The organism is Streptomyces sp. NPDC059785, assembly GCF_042732375.1.
Lineage (GTDB): Bacteria > Actinomycetota > Actinomycetes > Streptomycetales > Streptomycetaceae > Streptomyces.
In genome coordinates, this window is sequence record NZ_JBHWHV010000028.1 from 51,006 (window position 1) to 66,149 (window position 15,144).

At 72.2% G+C, this 15,144-nt stretch carries 15 protein-coding genes; 6 read left to right on the plus strand and 9 right to left on the minus strand.

The features are described from left to right. Window positions 1–65 precede the first annotated feature (65 nt). The 3 genes from ACFV6E_RS21815 to ACFV6E_RS21825 all read right to left on the minus strand — a co-directional run bounded on the left by ACFV6E_RS21815 (window position 66) and on the right by ACFV6E_RS21825 (window position 3,316). Window positions 66–1,031 (minus strand): hypothetical protein, encoded by a 966-nt coding sequence (locus ACFV6E_RS21815; RefSeq protein ID WP_385463758.1) that lies wholly within the window; start codon window positions 1,029–1,031, stop codon window positions 66–68. Between the two features lie 102 nt (window positions 1,032–1,133). Further along, entirely contained in the window at window positions 1,134–2,156 is a 1,023-nt protein-coding gene (locus ACFV6E_RS21820) for a zinc-binding dehydrogenase (RefSeq protein WP_385463761.1), read from the minus strand. Further along, a complete protein-coding gene (locus ACFV6E_RS21825; RefSeq protein ID WP_385463764.1) occupies window positions 2,153–3,316 on the minus strand; it encodes a mandelate racemase/muconate lactonizing enzyme family protein in 1,164 nt (387 codons plus the stop codon). The genes ACFV6E_RS21820 and ACFV6E_RS21825 overlap by 4 nt, the downstream gene beginning before the upstream one ends. A 262-nt stretch (window positions 3,317–3,578) precedes the next feature. On the opposite strand from ACFV6E_RS21825, the gene ACFV6E_RS21830 reads away from it, so the two are divergent. Beyond that, the gene (locus tag ACFV6E_RS21830) at window positions 3,579–4,565 is read left to right on the plus strand and encodes a hypothetical protein (RefSeq protein ID WP_385463767.1); all 987 of its coding nucleotides are present in this window, start codon (window positions 3,579–3,581) and stop codon (window positions 4,563–4,565) included. Window positions 4,566–4,712: 147 nt separating this feature from the next. On the opposite strand, the gene ACFV6E_RS21835 is transcribed toward ACFV6E_RS21830, so the two are convergent. Next, window positions 4,713–5,144, minus strand: a complete 432-nt coding sequence (locus ACFV6E_RS21835) for a MarR family winged helix-turn-helix transcriptional regulator (RefSeq protein ID WP_385463770.1) — start codon at window positions 5,142–5,144, stop codon at window positions 4,713–4,715. Between the two features lie 119 nt (window positions 5,145–5,263). Between ACFV6E_RS21835 and ACFV6E_RS21840 the strand changes: the two genes are divergently transcribed. The 3 genes from ACFV6E_RS21840 (at window position 5,264) to ACFV6E_RS21850 (ending at window position 8,244) form a co-directional block, all read left to right on the plus strand. Then, on the plus strand, window positions 5,264–6,286 hold the full coding sequence (locus ACFV6E_RS21840; RefSeq protein ID WP_385163950.1) for an NADP-dependent oxidoreductase: 1,023 nt from the start codon (window positions 5,264–5,266) through the stop codon (window positions 6,284–6,286). Between the two features lie 220 nt (window positions 6,287–6,506). Then, window positions 6,507–7,370: a hypothetical protein gene (locus tag ACFV6E_RS21845; protein ID WP_385163947.1), complete on the plus strand. Its 864-nt coding sequence runs from the start codon at window positions 6,507–6,509 to the stop codon at window positions 7,368–7,370. A 40-nt stretch (window positions 7,371–7,410) separates the two neighbouring features. Then, window positions 7,411–8,244, plus strand: coding sequence for an EI24 domain-containing protein (locus ACFV6E_RS21850; protein ID WP_385163944.1), 834 nt, complete (start codon window positions 7,411–7,413; stop codon window positions 8,242–8,244). On the opposite strand, the gene ACFV6E_RS21855 is transcribed toward ACFV6E_RS21850, so the two are convergent. From ACFV6E_RS21855 to ACFV6E_RS21870, 4 genes are all read right to left on the minus strand, one after another. Next, the gene (locus ACFV6E_RS21855) at window positions 8,241–9,506 is read right to left on the minus strand and encodes a pyroglutamyl peptidase (protein WP_385463772.1); all 1,266 of its coding nucleotides are present in this window, start codon (window positions 9,504–9,506) and stop codon (window positions 8,241–8,243) included. The two genes, ACFV6E_RS21850 and ACFV6E_RS21855, sit on opposite strands and share 4 nt — an antisense overlap. A 257-nt stretch (window positions 9,507–9,763) precedes the next feature. Next, the gene (locus tag ACFV6E_RS21860; protein ID WP_385463775.1) at window positions 9,764–10,138 is read right to left on the minus strand and encodes a DUF433 domain-containing protein; all 375 of its coding nucleotides are present in this window, start codon (window positions 10,136–10,138) and stop codon (window positions 9,764–9,766) included. Between the two features lie 174 nt (window positions 10,139–10,312). Beyond that, a complete protein-coding gene (locus tag ACFV6E_RS21865) occupies window positions 10,313–10,450 on the minus strand; it encodes a DUF397 domain-containing protein (RefSeq protein WP_385463778.1) in 138 nt (45 codons plus the stop codon). Further along, window positions 10,407–11,321: a Scr1 family TA system antitoxin-like transcriptional regulator gene (locus tag ACFV6E_RS21870; RefSeq protein WP_385163972.1), complete on the minus strand. Its 915-nt coding sequence runs from the start codon at window positions 11,319–11,321 to the stop codon at window positions 10,407–10,409. The genes ACFV6E_RS21865 and ACFV6E_RS21870 overlap by 44 nt, the downstream gene beginning before the upstream one ends. A gap of 142 nt (window positions 11,322–11,463) precedes the next feature. On the opposite strand from ACFV6E_RS21870, the gene ACFV6E_RS21875 reads away from it, so the two are divergent. Then, complete coding sequence (locus ACFV6E_RS21875; RefSeq protein ID WP_385163968.1) at window positions 11,464–11,982, plus strand: ATP-binding protein; 519 nt, start codon at window positions 11,464–11,466, stop codon at window positions 11,980–11,982. Here the strand turns inward: ACFV6E_RS21875 and ACFV6E_RS21880 are convergent. Next, window positions 11,957–12,535, minus strand: a complete 579-nt coding sequence (locus ACFV6E_RS21880) for a TetR/AcrR family transcriptional regulator (RefSeq protein WP_385463780.1) — start codon at window positions 12,533–12,535, stop codon at window positions 11,957–11,959. The two genes, ACFV6E_RS21875 and ACFV6E_RS21880, sit on opposite strands and share 26 nt — an antisense overlap. Before the next feature lie 102 nt (window positions 12,536–12,637). On the opposite strand from ACFV6E_RS21880, the gene ACFV6E_RS21885 reads away from it, so the two are divergent. Then, window positions 12,638–15,100 carry a glycoside hydrolase family 3 protein gene (locus ACFV6E_RS21885; protein ID WP_385463782.1) on the plus strand — a complete coding sequence of 821 codons (2,463 nt, stop codon included), beginning with the start codon at window positions 12,638–12,640 and terminating at the stop codon, window positions 15,098–15,100. Window positions 15,101–15,144: the final 44 nt, after the last annotated feature.

Consider the following 15,144-nt stretch of genomic DNA (forward strand, 5'->3'; position numbering starts at 1 on the left):
GCGAGAGCAGGTGTGTGGGATTGTGCGCGATCGTGTCTTGTTCTGATAGAGCGTTTGCCGGAACGTTATGACGAGGTTTCGAACCTGCTCAGCTCGCCGGGCAACCGGCTGCCGAGCGGGGCCATTTCACCGTCCGCGCCGTGCCGCGCGAGCAGGTCCAGGGCCAGCCGTCCGCGCCGCACCCGCTCCTTGGCCGTGGCCAGGGTCAGCTCTCGCAGATGGTGTCCGTAGGGGTAGATTCCGGGGGCCTTCGAGAGGCCGAACTTCAGATACAGCGGGGCACCGCGCCGGATCAGCTCGGCGACCTCGTACATCCGCACATAGCCGCCCAGATCGTCGGGCGCCTCGATGTACATGTCCATGGGGGCGGCCGACACCCGCCGGATCTCGGTGAGGTGATTCAGCGTCAGGTCGCTGGGCACGTTGACGGAGTCGGCGCCCAGCCGCTCGTACACGGAGTACGAGGCCGGGTTGACCGGACCGATCAGCGCCGAGACCTTCAGGGTGGTGTCGGCCGGGATGATCCCCGCGACGCGGGCCCGGTGCAGCGTCCACAGCACGCCCTCGTCGGCGACCAGCAGGCACTTGACACCCAGCTCGGTGGCGCGCACGGCGTCCTCGACACAGCCCGCGACGGCGTCGTGGCCCCGGGCGCGCAGCCCGGCGCCGCGCGAGTCGCTGCGCACGGAGGCGCCGGTGTCCCAGGTGCCGCGCGGACCGGTGAACAGGCACAGCTCGATGTCGCGCTCGCCGGTCGCCTCGACCATCTCGGTGATCTCGGCGTCGGTCAGCATCCAGACGCCGCTGCCCTGGCTGATCCGGTGGATCGGCACGTCGAGGCGGGAGGACTCCTTGAGGACCACGCCCAGGGCTTCGGGCCCCTCGACGGACGGGACCTCGGTGCGCCAGCGGCCACCCCCGGGGAAGGTGTGCGGCGAGGCGTCGGCGGGGGAGGGGGCGGGCGCGCCCAGGCCGAGCGCGGCGAGCGCCTGCTCACCGGGTCGACGGGCTGGCGTGAGGGCGTCGGTCACAAGCTGTCCTTCGTGTTCGACATGTTCGGTATTTCGGACACAGTTCGTTGCGGTGGGTGTACGCCGGTGCGCAGCGTCAGGGACTGCGCACCGGCGTACGGCTCAGGGGCGCAGCAGCACCTTGCCGACCGATGGATCGCCCGACCCCACCAGCTCGATGGCCGCCGGGAACTCCGCAAGCGGCAGCTCGTGGCTGACCAGCGGCGACGGGTCGAGCAGCCCGGCACCGAAGACCCGCACCGTGTGCGCCCAGGCCGCCGGCGGCGCCCCGAACACGGTGTGCACCTCGAGCTGCCGTACGACGAGATCGGTCGGGTCCAGGCCCTCGGCGCCCGGCGCCGGGATGCCCGTGAGGACCAGGCGTCCGCCGCGCCGCAGCAGGGAGGCGGCGGTGCGCGCGGCGGACGCGGACCCGGCGGTCTCGATCACCACGTCGAAGTCGTCGGGCAGTTCCTGGTCCCGGGTGCGGAAGTCGGTGGCGCCGAACTCTTTCGACAGCGCCGCGCGGTCCGGACGGGTGCCCACCACCAGCAGCTCCGCCGGGGAGCCGGCCCGCAGGAACTGCACGGCGAACATGCCGAGGGTGCCGGTGCCCACCACGGCCACCCGCTCGCCGGGCCGGGCGTTCGCCTTCAGGGCCGCCGCCGCGATGCAGGCGGCGGGCTCAAGCAGGGCGGCGGCCGTCAGATCGGCGTCGTCGGGCAGCACGTGAAGGAGCCGGGCGGGCAGCGTCAGCGTGCCGGCCATGGCACCGGGCTGGGTGAAGCCCGTCTCCTCGTAGCCGGCCGTGCACAGGGTGGTCTCGCCCGCGTGGCAGCGGTCGCACACCTGGCAGTTGCGGAACCCCTCGCCGACCACCTTCCGGCCGACCAGCGAGCCGGGCACGCCCGCCCCGACCGCCTCGACGGTCCCGGACCACTCGTGGCCGGGCGTGAGCGGGTAACGCACGTACCCTTCGGGCCGGTTGCCCTGGTAGACCTCGCGGTCGCTGCCGCAGATGCCGACGGCGTGCACCCGTACCAGCGCCTCACCGGCGGCCGGCGCGGTGGGCTCGTGCGCGGTGAGCCGGTGCTCGCCGGGCGCCTCGACGACGACGGCGGTGGCGGTGGCGTCGGGGGTGCTCACTGGGTGCCCTTGGGCTTGCGCTGCTCCCAGCCGTCCGCCCACAGGTCGAACCGGGCCTGCTGCTGCGGGAACTCGGCGGCGGCGTCGGTGTCCAGCTCGACCCCGAGACCCGGGGCGTCGGACAGGTGGAAGCACCCGTCCTCGGGGTTCACCTGCGGCGCGCCCTTGACCACCTTCTTGATCTCCGCGTCCGCGAAGTCGTTGAAGTGCTCAAGGATCTTGAAGTTCGGGGAGGTGAAGCCGACCTGGAGCGAGGCGGCGGTCAGCACCGGGCCGCCCACGTTGTGCGGGGCGACGAGCATGTAGTGGGTCTCGGCGGTGGCGGCCAGCTTCCTGGTCTCCCAGATACCGCCGATGTGGCCGACGTCCGGCTGGATGATGTCCACGGCCTGGCTCTCGAACAGCTCGCGGAACTCGATCCGGTCGTGGATGCGCTCACCGGTGGCCACCGGCATGTCGACCTTGGCGGCCACCTTCTCCAGCGCCTTCAGGTTCTCCGGCGGCACCGGCTCCTCCAGCCAGGCCGGCTTGAAGGGCGCCAGCTCGCGGGCGAGCCGGACGGCGGTGGCGGGGGAGAAGCGCCCGTGCATCTCCAGCATCAGCTCGGCCTCGGGGCCGATGGCGTCCCGTACGGCCTCGATCAGCGACACCGCGTACAGGCTCTGCTCGTGGTCCAGCTCGAAGTGCCCGGTCCCGAACGGGTCGATCTTCAGCGCCTTGTAACCGCGCTCCATCACGCCCTGCGCGGCCTTGTGGTACGCCTCCGGGGTGCGCTCGGTGGTGTACCAGCCGTTGGCGTACGCCTTGACCTTGTCGGTGACCTTGCCGCCGAGCAGCTGCCAGACCGGCACGCCCAGCGCCTTGCCCTTGATGTCCCAGCAGGCCATCTCGATCACCGCGATGCCGGACATCACGATCTCGCCCGCGCGCCCGTAGTCGCCGTACTTCATCCGCTTGACGAGGTCCTCGACAGCGAACGGGTCGGAGCCGAGAATGTGGTTGGCCTGAGCCTCCCGCAGATAGCCGAGCAGCGCGTCGGTGTGGCCCAGCATCCGGGTCTCGCCGACTCCCGTGATTCCTTCGTCGGTGTGCACCTGGACGTAGGTCAGATTGCGCCACGGCGTCCCGACCACGTGCGTGCTGATTCCCGTGATGCGCACGGCAGTTGCCCCTTGTGTCGTCTGGTTCTGTTCGAGATTTCGTCACACGTTCGAAATGCTGGCGTGACAGTAAGGACGCGGCCCCGTGGGTGTCAATGGGTCGAACACAACCGTCCGCGACGGATTTCGGTGGTATGCCGCGCTCGTCGCGCACGCGATGCCGCGAAACCGGCCGCCGTATGCGTCAGCGGGCCCTTCCCCACACAACTTTCACAGCCACGACTATGAAGGTTGGCTGTGAGGAACTTAGTCTTCCGGCGTCATGGACTACTGCCACCCGTGCCAGAGGCACCTGAACGGCGCTCTCGCCTGCCCGGGCTGCGGCACACCGGTCGGATTCCCGCCGCCCGCCGACGACCTCGGCGCGCACCGGGAACCGGACGGCGCCGACCCGTCGCCCGCGGCCCCCGCTCCCGGGCGGCCGGGCCGCGCCGCCGCCCGCAAGCAGGGCCGCGGCCGTGGCCGCAGCCGGGGCCGGGCGCGGGACCGCGGCGCGAGCGAGACCGGGGCACCGGTCGAGAGCGAAGTGCCGGACGAGACCGAGGTACTGACCCGGGCCGAAGCGCCGGACGAGACCGAGGTGCTGACCCGGGCCGAAGCACCCGACGGGGGCGGGACTCCGGGTGGGACTCCGGGCGAGGCGCCGGGTCAGGAACCGGGCGACGACGAGGCGCCGGAGGACGCGCCTGACGAGTCCGCGGGGCGGGCCGGGCGGCGGGACCGCAAGGCCGCCGCGCACCGGCGCAGACGGCGCCGGGCGCTGCTCGTCGGGGCCGGGCTGCTCCTCGCGGCCGGCGGTCTGAGCCTGGCCGAACTCGGCATCGACGCACCGGGATCCGCGCCGGACAGCGCGTCCTCGGGACAGGAGTCGGCCGAGAGCGAATCAGCCTCCGCCGGCGGCTCGGCGGGGTCCGGCGGAGCGACCGCCGAGGACGCCGCCGCCGGTGACTCGGCGGACCCCTCCGCGTCCCCCTCGTCCTCCAGATCGGGCAAGGACAAGGGCAAGGGCAAGGACGACGGGAAGGGCGCGGACGAGGACGGGGACGGCGACCCGGACGAGGGCGGGGACGAGGGCGGCGAACCGTCGTCGTCGGACTCCGCCACCGGCGACGACCAGACCACGGCCCCCGGCACCACCACACCCCCGGACAGCCCCTCGGCCCCCACGGAGGAGCCCTCGTCCCCGGACCCGGACCCGACCCCGACCCCAACAGAGGACTGCGACCGCTTCTTGTGGTGGTGCACGTGAGGTAGGCGGCGGCCCAAGGGGCCGCGGCCCCGTAGGGGCGCGGGGCTGTATCGATATGCGGCTCCGCCGCGTGGGCGCGACCAGCCACGACGGCGCAGCAGCCGCCATCCGGCAGCCCGCGGCACTCACCTCACGGCGTCGAAGCGTTCACGCCGCCAGCATCCTCACCAACAGATCCCGCAGGGCCTCCCTCTCCGCGCGCGAGAGCGCGGAAAGCGGTTCGCGCGCGAAGTCCAGCGAATCCCGCAGATCCCGCACGATCCGCAGCCCCTCGTCCGTGGGCGCCGCGAGCTTCACCCGGCGGTCGTCGGGGTCGGGGCGCCGCTCGACCAGCCCCCGCGCCTCCAGCCGGTCCACGATCCCCGTGACGTTCGACGGCTCGCACTTCAGCTTCCGGGCCAGCCGCCGCATGGGCAGCGGCTCCAGGGCGAGCAGGCTGAGCAGCCGCGCCTGCGCACCGGTGAGCGCGTGCTCGGCGGCGGCCTCCTCGTACTCCTCGTGGTACCGGGCCACGACGCTGCCGATGAGGCCGACTACCTCGAGCGTCAGGGCATCGGGGTGGTTCTTGGGTGCCGCCATGGGATCAGGGTACCCGCTTACTTGACATGGTGAAATGTTCAGCAGCATCGTTGTTTCAGGTACTGAACTAACACTGAGCCATCAGTGGAAAAATCCGAGCGCCCGAAAGGTGCACCCGCATGAGCGACACCCCCCAGCTCCCCGCCGTCAGCCGTGAGTGGCGGCTGCTCAGCCGTCCGGTCGGCTGGCCGAAGCCCGAGGACTTCGAGCTGGCCGAGGCGGAGATCCGGCAGCCGGGCCCCGGCCAGGTCCTGGTGCGCAACGAGTACCTCTCCGTCGACCCGTACATGCGCGGCCGGATGAGCGCCGCGAAGTCCTACGTGGCCCCCTTCGAGCTGGGCAAGGCCATGCAGGGCGGCGCGGTCGGCGAGGTCGTCGCCTCCGAGGCCGACGGCATCGCCGTCGGCGACCACGTGCTGCACTTCGGCGGCTGGCGCGAGTACGCCACGATCGACGCCAAGCAGGCCGTCAAGGTCGACCCGGACGCCGCCCCGCTCTCGACGTACCTCGGCGTCCTCGGCATGACCGGCCTCACCGCGTACGCGGGCCTGCTGCGCACCGCCGCCTTCAAGGAGGGCGACGCGGTGTTCGTCTCCGGCGCGGCGGGCGCGGTCGGCAGCCAGGTCGGCCAGCTCGCGAAGCTCAAGGGCGCCTCCCGGGTGATCGGCTCGGCCGGCTCGGACGAGAAGGTGAAGCTGCTCACCGACGAGTACGGCTTCGACGCCGCGTTCAACTACAAGAACGGCGCCGTGAGCGACCAGCTGCGCAAGGCCGCCCCGGACGGCGTCGACGTCTACTTCGACAACGTGGGCGGCGACCACCTGGAGGCCGCCATCGGCTCGCTCAACCGGGACGGCCGGATCGCGGTCTGCGGCATGATCTCGGTCTACAACAACACCGAGCCCGCGCCCGGCCCGAAGAACCTCGCCCGGCTCATCCAGACCCGCGGCCGCATCCAGGGCTTCCTGGTCGGCGACCACTACGACCTCCAGAAGCAGTTCGTCGAGGAGGTCGGCCCCTGGGTCCGCTCGGGCGAGCTCAAGTACCGCGAGACCGTCGTCGAGGGCATCGAGAACAACCTGGAGGCGTTCCTCGGCGTCCTGCGCGGCGACAACACCGGCAAGATGATCGTCAAGCTGTAGACCGCCGGAGGAGGGCGCGGCCCGGGACACGTACAACTCGCGCGCCACTCGTGGGCGTTGCTGTCACGTATGGCCCGGATGCCGCGTCCCTGGCGGCCGGAGGGGGCATGCTGGAGGCCGGCACCGGTGGGCCGCCCCTCGTTTCCGGGGGCGGCCCGCCGGAACGGCCTGCACGGCGCATGCCTTCGTGTCTCCGTGTCTCCGTGGCGAGGAGGGCCTCATGTCCCCGATTCCGTCGCTTCCCAGCCGGGACGACGTGATACGCATGGCGCGCAACACCACCGAGATCACCGGGCAGCTCCTCGACACGGCGGGGAACATCACCAGAATCGCCCTCAACACCTTCGACCCGCGCGACGGTTCGGGCGCCGACGTGCTGCGGGTACTGCGCGAGACGACGGCGGAACTGGCCGAGGCGAGCGCCTCGCCGCAGGCGCAGGAGGCGTTCTACCGGATCGTCGACACCCTGACCCGGCTCGGCACCAGCGGCGCCCCGCTGGCCGTGCACCCGGTGAGCGAGCCCGCGCAGGCGCTCCTCGCCGCGCTCGGCGACAGCCTGCTGCCGGTCCTCGACGCGGTCGAACCGGCGGTGCAGGAGGTCACCGTCGTCCTGGACGAGCTGGTGGAGGCGACCTCGCCGCTGCTGCCCGCCGCCGCCGGTCTGGCGGCCGGGGCGCTGCTCGTCCTGATCCCGGTGCTGCGGGCCGCCGCGGAGGTGCTGCGCGAGTCGTCGCCCGAACTGCGGCGCGTCGCCGACGCGCTGACGGCGGCGCTGGCCCCGCTGCTGCCCCTGCAAGTGGCGCTCGCGGAGCGGGCCGCCGCGGCCGGGGCGGGCGTCGTCCGCGCGGCGCTCCCGCCGCTGGCCGACCTCACCGAGGCGGCCGCCGCCACCAGTACGGCCGTCCGCCCGCTGCTGATCGCGGGTGAGGAACTGGTCGTCTCCGGGCTGGAGAACCTCCAGCCGCTGCTGCTGGCGACGGCCTCCCGCACGGGCCGGGTGGCCCGCGCCGCGGCCGTCCGGATCTCCGCGGCGGTGTCGCCCGCGGCGGAGCCCGGCATGGTGGTGACGGTCGCCGCCGGTTAGCGGCACGGCGAGGCGGGCGGCCCCCGGTAGGGTGCTGCCTATGAGTGATCTCGGGGCGGGTTTCAACTACTTGGTGCAGGGACAGCGCTGGGTGGCCAGGCACGGGAAGCAGTACGGATTCGGGCTCCTCCCCGGGCTGATCACCCTGGTGCTGTACGCGGCGGCCCTGGTGGCGCTCGCCGCGTACGGCGAGTCCGTCACGGCCTGGGCGACCCCGTTCGCGGACGACTGGTCCAGCCCCTGGCTCGGCCTCTTCCGCGGCTTCCTGACGGCCGTGCTGTTCGCGCTCGCCCTGCTCCTCGCCGTGCTCACCTTCACGGCGGTCACCCTGCTCATCGGCCAGCCGTTCTACGACTCGCTCTCCGAGAAGGTCGACCGGGACGTCTCCCCGGACGGCACCGCACCCGAGTCCGGGCTGCCGCTGTGGCGGGAGCTGTGGGTCTCGGCCCGCGACAGCCTCCGCATCCTCGTCCGGGCCGCGGTCTGGGGGATCCTGCTCTTCGTCTGCGGCTTCCTGCCGTTCGTCGGCCAGACGGTCGTGCCGGTGATCGGTTTCTTCGTCACCGGCTTCTTCCTCACCGAGGAACTGGCCGGGGTGGCCCTCCAGCGCCGGGGCGTCGAACTGCGCGCCCGCCTCGCCCTGCTCCGCTCCCGCAAGAGGCTGGTCTGGGGCTTCGGCACCCCGCTCGGCCTCGCCTTCCTGGTCCCGTTCGTCGCGGTCTTCCTGATGCCGGGCGCGGTCGCGGGCGCCACGCTGATGGCCCGCGACCTGCTGGGCGAGGAGACGGGGGATCCGGACGACGAGGACGGGGCGGCCGGCGGGGACACCGTCGCCACCGCCCCGAGCGCCGACGGCACCCCGTACCGCTCCTAGTCGGTTCCCGTCGCTTCCGCCGCCACCCGCAGCACCGACCGCACCTGGTCGATGATGTCGAGCCGGTTCTGTACGAAGCCCGGATCGGTGACGGTCCCGGTCGCCGGGTCGGTGTTGCCCGCGCCGAACTCCAGGACCGGCGTGTGCAGATGCCCGCCGGGCAGGCTGTCGTGCAGCCCGAGCCGGTCGCGCAGCAGCGTCGCCCGGTAGGCGATCTCGTTGGAGAGATAGTCGCCGCCGCCCCCGGCACGGGCCGTCGAACCCGGCGTGGGCCCGTCGGCGCGTACCACCGCCTCCGTGCCGCCCGCCGGGATCTCGGTCACCGACGTGTGGTCGTACACCGGGAAGCGGCCGGTGCCGGCGGCCACGATGGCGGCGTACGGCAGGGTGGTGGTGGTCCACTGGGGCTGCGAGGCCGGGTCGGTGACCGGGACGGTCTCCGTGCGCGAGACGTTGCGGTTGTCGGGGTAGCCGCCCCGCCAGGCCCCGTTGGTCCGCTCCACGTCGAACCGGCCCGTCCGCCCCTGACTGACGGTGGTGAACAGATCCACCCGCCCGAGCTGCGGCCTGAGCGTCCGCTCCACCGTGCCCTCGGCGAAGTCGTCCCAGCGCACCGGGAAGACGACCGTCTCGACGCGGGCCGGCCCGTCCGCCGTCTGGATCGTCGTCCCGTCCAGGGCGAGGGCGCTGGCCCCCGAGGGATTGGAGATCCGCACATCCCGGTCGAGCGTGAACGGATCGAACCCGGTGACCAGGGTCCGCTTCACGCTTCGGTCGTGCGGATACCGGATGGCGTGCTGCCCGCGCGAGTACTCCTCCAGCGTGTTCAGCAGCGCCGCCCGCCGGGCCTCCGGGAGCGCGAAGCGCGGCTCCCACTGCCGTACCTCGCGGGTCATCCCGAGCCGCGCCCAGTACAGCGGCCGGTCGTCGTCCCGGCTCAGGTCGCCGCCCGCAGGACCCCGCCCCTGCGCCCGGTCCACGGCCCGCCGCCACAGCCGCGACCCGTCTCGCTCGACGACCCGCTCGGCCGCCGCGTACGACCGCGCGGACGCGAGCGCCCGGCCGAACTCCGGCGCCACGGTGTCGAATCCGGAGCGCCGCAGGATCTCCTGGGGCACGGCCTTGTCGAGCCGCTGCTCCTCGACGGTGACGGTTCCGGTGGTGGAGGCGGCCGAGGCGGTGGCGGGACCGGCCGTGAGCCCCGCCGACAGAGTCAGCAGCGCCAGACCGAGTACGCCTGCGCGAACACGTATGAGAGACAAGGGGATGGGGCCCTTCCGTCGCCGTGGGGTGCTGCGGACGGCCGCAGTATCGCGTGACGGACGGGACGCACGCCATGGGGCGTGACGTCTGTGATGATCAGGGCCACGTACGCTCAATGCTGTCGCTCCGCACCGCCTAGGCCGCCGGGCCGCCCTTCGCGACAGCTCGGCCTCGCGTTCCAGAACCGGCCGGATCTCCAGGTCCTTTGCCTTGATCCGCCCGTACTCGACGTCCGAGATTGCGGTCCAGGAAGAACTCAGGCGGCAAGGCGCACCACTGCCCGGCACAGCTCGTCGACCTGCTCGGGCGTCATGTCGAAGTCGTACGCGATGTCCTCGACGCTCTCCCCGGCCTCCCACAGGTCGGTGATGGCGTTGACCGCGACGCGGTTGGCGGCCACGACGGGCCTTCCGTGCCCGAACCTCGGATCGATCACCACGGAGACGGACTCCGGGTACTGCCTGAGCCGCAGGCTGGAAGGGAAGTCGTCGTCGGGCTCCCAGTTCAGATATCGGAGGTAATCGGAGACGACTTCGTGGATGGGGGCCTGACCGTCCCGGGCTCTGCGGAGATCTCCGAAACCGTGCTCGACGAAGATGTCCACGCCGTCCGTCGCGATCCGCTTGGACACGAGGCCGTAGGGAGTGTCGAAGGCTTCCCGTACCGCGGTTGCCGCTTCCCTAATCCGTCCTTGAACCTGTCGTTCTTTCTCCCGGTTCTTTGGAGAGGTCAGTGGCCCGCCGGACCCTCGTGGACAAGGGCCCGGTGAGCCCGGAACGCGGGCGGTGGCCGGGGCCCGGCCGCCTCAGGGGCGGTGGTGCCCAGCCTTCAACTCGCCTATGAAGGCGGTCCAGGAGGCGGATTCGAAGCAGAGTGCCGGGCCGTGCGGGACTTTGCTGTCACGGACCGGGACGACGGCCGAGAACCCGTCGGCCACCTCCACGCAGTTGCCGCCCGCTTGATTGCTGTAGCTGCTCTTGCGCCAGGCGGCGCCGGTCAGATCGGGACGGGAGATTCGCGCCACGGTAGTTGCCCTCCATCGCGGACCGGATCATGTCGAGCGACATGAGCGGGGGCAGGGCTGTCGCCCCCAGCCGAGCGTAAATCACCGCGTAGCGGCTGACGTCGGCTGGTTCCTCGATGAGTTGGCCGTAGTCCGCGCCTTCCGTGTAGGCCACTTCCGAGCCGTCCGGCAGGGTCAGAATCGTCAGCGAGCCGCCCATCGCCTCGTGCCCGCCTTGGTCGAACGGCAGCACCTGCAAGGTGATACGCCGCTTCGTCGCGGCGTCGAGCAATCGTGCCAACTGCTCGCGCATCACGGGGTGGCCGCCGATCGGACGCCTCAGCACCGCCTCGTCCAGGATTACCCACAGTTCCGGCCGGTCGGGCGAGCGCAGCCGTTCCTGTCGTCCCATACGGGCTGTGACGCGCTCCTCCAACTGCACTTCGCCGTCCAGGAGGACGTCCAGGCTGAGGACGGCCCGCGCATACTCCTCCGTCTGCAACAGCCCCGGCACCACATGTGCCGCGTACTCCCGGATGACCACCGCCCGTTGCGAGTACGCCATGAACTTGCGCGACCAGTCCGGGAACGCCTCCCGGTACACGTACGGCCACAGCTCCACCAGCAGGTCGTCCGCACCCAGGACGGCGTCCAGCGCACGCGCCAGTTCCAGCGTCGGCTTCGCTCCGGACGCCCGCTCGATCTGGGTGATCCGCGTGCTCACCACGTGTGTCCGGTCGCCGAGTTGGGCCTGGGTCAGTCCCGCCGCCGTACGGAGTCTGCGCACCCGCGCGCCGAACAACGCCGCCATCGAAGCGCTGGGGTCGATTGCGTTGGCCAAGGCGTCACGTCCGTTCCTTACGGGCTGGAAAGTAATGCTGTGTCATCTATCGAGCGTAGGGCGACCGGACGAATCTTGAGTACGGAACGTGACGACTCGCGTACGTCGCGGAATGCTCGGCTCGACAGAGAAGGACGGACCAACCGTGTCGACAGGAACGACCGCATCGGGAAGCGGGCTGCCCCGCGAAGTGTCCCGCGAACAACTGCCGTGCTTCGCGGCGCAGTTCGTCATGTCACCGCGAGGCGCGCAGCTCGCGCGGCGGCTCGCGGTCCGGCACATGGCGGAGTGGGGCCACCCGCCGATGTCGGACGCGTCGTGCGCGGTCGCCCTCGTCGTCGGCGAACTGGCGGCGAACGCCGTGCAGCACGGCCGGGCCCCGGGACGCGACTTCGGCCTCCGGCTCGCCCTCGACGGAGTCACGGGTGTCGTCCGTGTCGAGGTCGCGGACGCCGCTTCCGCGAAGCGGCCGCCCGCTGGCCCTCCGTCAGTGTCCCTTGAGGGTGAGTCGGGCCGGGGGCTGTTCCTCGTGGACGTCCTGGCCGAGCGATGGGGGTGGAGTCCCCGTCAGCCCGTCGGCAAGACGGTGTGGGCGGAGGTGGCCGTCACGGGTTCTCGCCCAGCAACGTAAGAAAGTCCTGGAACGCCCCCGGCATGTCCACCGAGTCCGGGTCCAGGAGCCACTGGTACTGGAGCCCGTCCATCACCGCGACCAGGAGCGGGGCGGCGCGCTCGGGAGTGAGTCCGCTCGGCAGCCGCTCCCCGTACTCGGCGCGCAGCACCGACGCCATGTTCGCGCGCACGGCGCCGTAGCGGCCGGTGAAGAAGGTGCGCGCCGGGTGCCCCTCGGTGACGCTCTCGCCGAGCAGCGCCGCGAAGGTCTGCACGATGCCCGGCCGCATCGCGTTGTACTCGACGAGGGAGGCCAGCAGGTCGAGGCGCCAGCTGCCCTCCGGTACCGCGTCCCACTTGTCGCGGTCCTCCAGGACGGCGACGAGCAGGCTTTCTTTGGTGCGGAAGTGGTGCAGCAGGCCCTGCTGGGTGAGGCCCACCCGTTCCGCCACGGTGGCCAGGCTCGCTCCCCGGTAACCGCGCTCGGCGATCACCTCGAGAGCCGCCCGCACGATCTCCGCGCGCCGCTCCTCGCTCCTGGCCCTGGTCGTCATGGCGTCACCGTACGGCAAACGGGTTCGATAAAAATAACGGGCGCATAACGAAACCTACCGATCTACAGGTAACGGGTGCAGGATGGGGGCGTCTCAGGACTTCGACGAGGAGGTACCGCCGTGGCGGAAGCAGCGCAGGACAGGACCGGGGATACGGCAGACCGGGCGCGCGAGGCGGCCGTGGAGGCCGCGCTCGGCAGGCTCGGGCTCGACGCCAAGGCGAGCCTGCTGTCCGGGCAGGGCATGTGGTCGCTGCCCGCGCTGCCCGAGATCGGGCTGAAGTCGCTGGTCATGTCCGACGGGCCGATCGGCGTCCGGGGCGTGCACTGGACCGCCGACGACCCGTCCGTGGCGCTGCCCTCCCCGACCGCGCTCGCCGCCACCTGGGACCCGGAGCTGGCCCGCCGCGCCGGCGTGCTGCTCGCCCAGGAGGCTCGCCGCAAGGGCGTCCACGTGCTGCTCGCGCCCACCGTGAACCTGCACCGCTCCCCGCTCGGCGGCCGGCACTTCGAGGCGTACAGCGAGGACCCGTATCTGACCGGGCGGATCGGTACCGGTTACGTCAGTGGTGTGCAGTCCGGCGGTGTCGGTACCACCGTCAAGCACTTCGTCGCCAATGACGCCGAGACCGACCGGTTCACCGTGGACAACGTCGTTTCCGAGCGGGCCCTGCGCGAGCTGTACCTCGCCCCCTTCGAGGCGATCGTCGAGAACGCCCGTCCCTGGGGCATCATGACCGCCTACAACTCGGTCAACGGCACGACGATGACCGAGCACCGCTACCTCGTGAACGAGGTGCTGCGCGGCGAGTGGGGCTTCGACGGGTTCAATGTGTCCGACTGGATGGCCGCCCGGTCCACGGCCGACGCGATCACCGGCGGGCTCGACGTCGCCATGCCGGGGCCGCAGACCGTGTACGGACCGGCGCTCGCCCAGGCCGTGCGCGACGGCGACGTGCCCGAGTCGGCGGTCGACGCCGCCGTGCGCAACGTGCTCCGCCTCGCCGCCCGCGTCGGCATCCTCGAAGGCGCCGGGCCCGTCGTCACCGAGCCGCCCGCGGACGTCGACGGCGAGGCCCTGGCCCGCGAGACCGCCCGCCGCTCCTTCGTCCTGGTCCGCAACGAGGAGCGGGGCGGTGCGCCCGCGCTGCCGCTGCGCCCCGGCACCGTCGCCCTCGCCGGCGCCGCCGCCCGCGACGCCCGAGTCCTCGGCGGCGGCTCCGCCACCGTCTTCCCGGCCCACATCGTCTCCCCCCTCGACGGCCTGACGGCCGCCCTCCCCGAGGGCGCGCTGACCTACGCGCTCGGCGCCGACCCGAACGAGGAACTCGCCGTCGCCGACCAGGGGTTCACGCTCAACGCCGTCTGCTACGACGCCGCCGGCGCGGTCGTCGGCACCGGCTCCTCGCCCAACGGCCAGGTCCAGTGGATGGGCGACGACCTGCCCGAGGGCGTCACCCACGACAACCTGCACAGCGTCGAGCTGACCGGCACCTTCACCCCGCGCGAGAGCGGCGCGCACACCTTCGGCATCAAGGGCCTGGGCACCTTCACGCTCACCGTCGACAACGCCGTCCACTTCGACGGCGTGCAGGGCGCGGAGAAGGACGACCCGTTCATCTCGTTCTTCGGCGCCCCCGTCGAGCACGCCCGGGTGGAGCTCACGGCGGGGCAGACCTACGAGGTCTCGCTGCGGTACGTGGTCGAGTTCCCGGCGAACATCCCCATGAAGGTGGTCGGCTTCGCGCTCGCCCACCAGGAGCCGCAGCGCGACGCCGACGAGCTGATCGCCGAGGCCGTCGAGGCCGCCCGCGCCGCCGACACCGCCGTCGTCGTGGTCGCCACCACCGACCGCGTCGAGTCCGAGGGCTTCGACCGCACCGACCTGCGGCTGCCCGGCCGCCAGGACGACCTGGTGCGCGCCGTCGCCGCGGCCAACCCGAACACCGTCGTGGTCGTCAACTCCGGCTCCCCGGTGGAGCTGCCGTGGCGCGAGGACGTCGCGGCCGTCCTGCTGAGCTGGTTCCCCGGCCAGGAGGGCGGCGCCGCCCTCGCCGACGTCCTCACCGGCGCCCACGAGCCCGGCGGCCGGCTGCCCACCACCTGGGGCTCCCTCGCCGACGCCCCGGTCGTCCAGGTCACCCCGGCCAACGGCGAACTCCCGTACACCGAGGGCGTCTTCATCGGTTACCGGGCCTGGGAGAGGGCGGGCAGGACCCCGGCGTACGCCTTCGGGCACGGCCTCGGCTACACCGACTGGGAGTACGAGTCCGTCGAGGCGGCGGGCAGCACCGTCACCGTCCGGCTGCGCAACTCCGGCGAGCGGGCCGGGCGCGAGGTCGTCCAGGTCTACCTGGCCCCGGTGGAGGCCGACGCCGAGCGGCCCGCCCGCTGGCTGGCCGGGTTCGCGGCCGTCGAGGCGGGCCCCGGCGACAGCGCCGAGGCCGTCGTCGAAATCCCGCGCCGCGCCTTCGAGATCTGGGACGAGACGGCCGGCGGGTGGGCTTTCGTGAAGGGTTCGTACGAGATCGCGGCAGGCCGTTCCCTCGCCGACCGCCGGGTGAGCACGATCGTGGAGGCGTAGCCGCGGCGGGGCGCCGCGGGCGCCCCCACAGACAGCCCCGGCCC

Bases quoted from the DNA above. Each gene is read 5' to 3' on its own strand.
- ACFV6E_RS21830 (WP_385463767.1), top strand. From the start codon at position 3,579: ATGGACTACTGCCACCCGTGCCAGAGGCACCTGAACGGCGCTCTCGCC.
- ACFV6E_RS21835 (WP_385463770.1), bottom strand. From the start codon at position 5,144: ATGGCGGCACCCAAGAACCACCCCGATGCCCTGACGCTCGAGGTAGTC.
- ACFV6E_RS21840 (WP_385163950.1), top strand. From the start codon at position 5,264: ATGAGCGACACCCCCCAGCTCCCCGCCGTCAGCCGTGAGTGGCGGCTG.
- ACFV6E_RS21845 (WP_385163947.1), top strand. From the start codon at position 6,507: ATGTCCCCGATTCCGTCGCTTCCCAGCCGGGACGACGTGATACGCATG.
- ACFV6E_RS21850 (WP_385163944.1), top strand. From the start codon at position 7,411: ATGAGTGATCTCGGGGCGGGTTTCAACTACTTGGTGCAGGGACAGCGC.
- ACFV6E_RS21870 (WP_385163972.1), bottom strand. From the start codon at position 11,321: ATGGCGGCGTTGTTCGGCGCGCGGGTGCGCAGACTCCGTACGGCGGCG.
- ACFV6E_RS21875 (WP_385163968.1), top strand. From the start codon at position 11,464: ATGCTCGGCTCGACAGAGAAGGACGGACCAACCGTGTCGACAGGAACG.